This window comes from Streptomyces sp. PU-14G, assembly GCF_041028275.1.
In the GTDB taxonomy this organism is placed as follows: Bacteria; Actinomycetota; Actinomycetes; order Streptomycetales; family Streptomycetaceae; genus Streptomyces.
Map to the genome: position 1 here is coordinate 1 of NZ_JASKYT010000616.1, position 2,450 is coordinate 2,450.

1 protein-coding gene is annotated in these 2,450 nt (G+C 75.9%); it reads right to left on the reverse strand.

The features are described from left to right. Window positions 1-547: 547 nt before the first annotated feature. Entirely contained in the window at window positions 548-1,759 is a 1,212-nt protein-coding gene (locus AB8Z75_RS34065; RefSeq protein WP_369208880.1) for a LacI family DNA-binding transcriptional regulator, read from the reverse strand. Window positions 1,760-2,450 lie beyond the last annotated feature (691 nt).

Genomic DNA, 2,450 nt, shown 5'->3' on the forward strand with positions numbered 1-2,450 from the left:
GCCCMGGTCCTGGGCCGTGCGGGGGTCGCTGCGGGTGGTGGGGCCTGCCGGAACCTGGCGGCCCGTCAGGCGGCCCGCGGGCGGGGCGGCCTGCGGGCCGCTACCGCCCGCGGCCGGTTCTGCCGCCTGCGAGGGCGCCGGTGAGTCCGGGGCAGGACTCGAAAGCGTGCGTGCGCTGCCCGCGCCATGTGTTGTCGCCCCGCCGTGCCATACGTCGGGTCCCTGACCGGCCCCCTGAGTCATCGACCCCTCCACCATCGCGCCGCCGCCGTGCACCGCAGGACCCTCTCCTTCCCGTCGGGGGCCCGGTCGGTGGTCTTTCGGCCGGGGTGCCGCCCCAGGTCGGGAGCGGGTCCCGGTGTCGTCCTCCCCCGGCCTGCGGCCAGGGGTGCCCCCAATCATAGGAACGCTGGTCGCGGCTTGTGACGCACCTGGGGGCGCTCATGTGGCGAGGCGCCCTGAACCGGTGGCCATTCCTCCTGAATTATCCGCTGACGTACCCTACGGAATCCGTGGACGGCACCCGCACGGCACGCCAGCGGGGCGCTCAGTCGGTGGCGGGAGTGCGCGGCGGGCCGACCGTGGTGCGCGTTCCGGCGCGCTGCGAGGAGGTTCGTACGATCAACTCCGTGGGCATCACCCGCTGCACCGGGCGGGCGGGGCCCGTGCCCTCGATGGCGTCGATGAGCAGCTGGGCGACGGCGTTGCCGATCCGTCCCGGCTTCAGGGACAGCGTGGTGATCGGCGGCGCGGTCGTGGCGTAGGAAGCGGACTCGCTGCAGCACACCAGCAGCAGGTCCTCCGGCACCCGCAGCCTGTAGCGGCGGGCGGCGGCCAGCAGGTCGGTGCCGCCCGGGTCGAAGAGGCCGTAGACCGCGTCGGGCCGGTCGGGGCGGGCGAGCAGCCGGTCGGCGGCGACGGCGCCCGCGCAGGGGTCGTGGGCCGGATACCGCTCGTAGACGGGCTCCTGGCCGACCCGCTCGCACCAGTTCAGGTAGGCGGTGGTGGAGACCCGGGTGTAGGTGTCGGTGCTGGTGCCGGTCAGCAGCCCGATGCGGCGGGCGCCGTTCTCGGCGAGGTGGTCGAGGATGGACCGGACGGCGGCCTCGTGGTCGTTGTCCACCCAGGCCGCGACGGGCAGCGACGGGCTGGGGCGCCCGTCGGAGACGACCGGCAGCCCGGAGCGGACGAGCTCGCCGACGACCGGGTCCTGGTCGGAGGGGTCGACGACGATGGTGCCGTCGAGCGCCACGTTCGCCCACACGTCGGGCCCGTAAGGACCGGGGCCGGCTACCGGGCCCGGGCTCCTGCCCGGTGTGCCGGGCCCGCGCCGGGCGGGGGCCGGGAGGATGACCAGGGCGTAGCCGCGGGCGAGTGCGGCGGAGGTGGCGGCTCTCGCCATCTCCGCGAAGTAGGCGAACTCGGTGAAAGTGAACGGTTCTTCGCCGTACGTCGTGACCGTCAGGCCGATGAGGCCCGACTTGCCGGTGCGCAGGGTCCGTGCGGCTGCCGAGGGGCGGTAGCCCAGTCGCTGGGCGACCTCGCGGACGTGGCTGCGCGTGGCATCGGGGAGACGGCCCTTTCCGTTGAGGGCGTCGGAGACAGTCGTGATGGAGACACCGGCCGCGGCGGCGACATCTCTGATGCCGGCGCGCCCGTTCAGCCGTCCACCGCCGCGGGGCTGAGGACACCTCCCGGCCGGTGGCTGGGGGACAGCGGCCGGGTTACGGCCTGCCTGATGCTTCTCTGCTGCTGTCATGGCGAGCCGATCGTAGGCCTGCACGGTGCTGACGCGCGGGGGACCGGAATCGCCGTCCGCGAGGACGCTCCCGTGGGTGCGGATCTTCGCCACGGCGAGCGAAACCGCAGCTCAGCGGGGGGTCGTTGGCCGGGCTGGCGCCTTGTTGCGCAGGTCCCGCAGTAGCGTCGGCCAGGGTGCGGGCCGCTTGCACGTCACCGTCACGGGCGATGCGCGCCACCGCGCCCGCCACCCGCGCGCGGCGCGCGCGCCGCGCGCGGGGGAGCGCGTGGCCCCTGCGGGCGCGCGGGAAGGGCGCCCGGAACGGGCGCCCACGCGGGACGGGGCTCGGGGCGGCGGGCGCCCGCCGCCCCGAGCCCCGAAGCGGCGCCCCTGCGGGACGGCGCCCCTGCGGGACGGCGACGCTCTGGCGCTCCGGGACGGCGGTCCCCCGCAGCGGCGGTCCTCCGGAACGGCAGCCCTCCGGAACGGCAGGCCTCCGGGACGGCGGTCCGCCGCAGCGGCAGGCATCCGGAACGCCAGAGCGCCACCCTTCCGGATGCCGGGACGGCGGTCCCCCGCAGCGGCGGTCCTCCGGAACGGCAGCCCTCCGGAACGGCAGGCCTCCGGGACGGCGGTCCGCCGCAGCGGCAGGCATCCGGAACGGTGGCGCTCTGGCGTTCCGGGGTGGCGGCTCCCGGAACGCCAGAGC

Bases quoted from the DNA above. Each gene is read 5' to 3' on its own strand.
- AB8Z75_RS34065 (WP_369208880.1), bottom strand. From the start codon at position 1,759: ATGACAGCAGCAGAGAAGCATCAGGCAGGCCGTAACCCGGCCGCTGTC.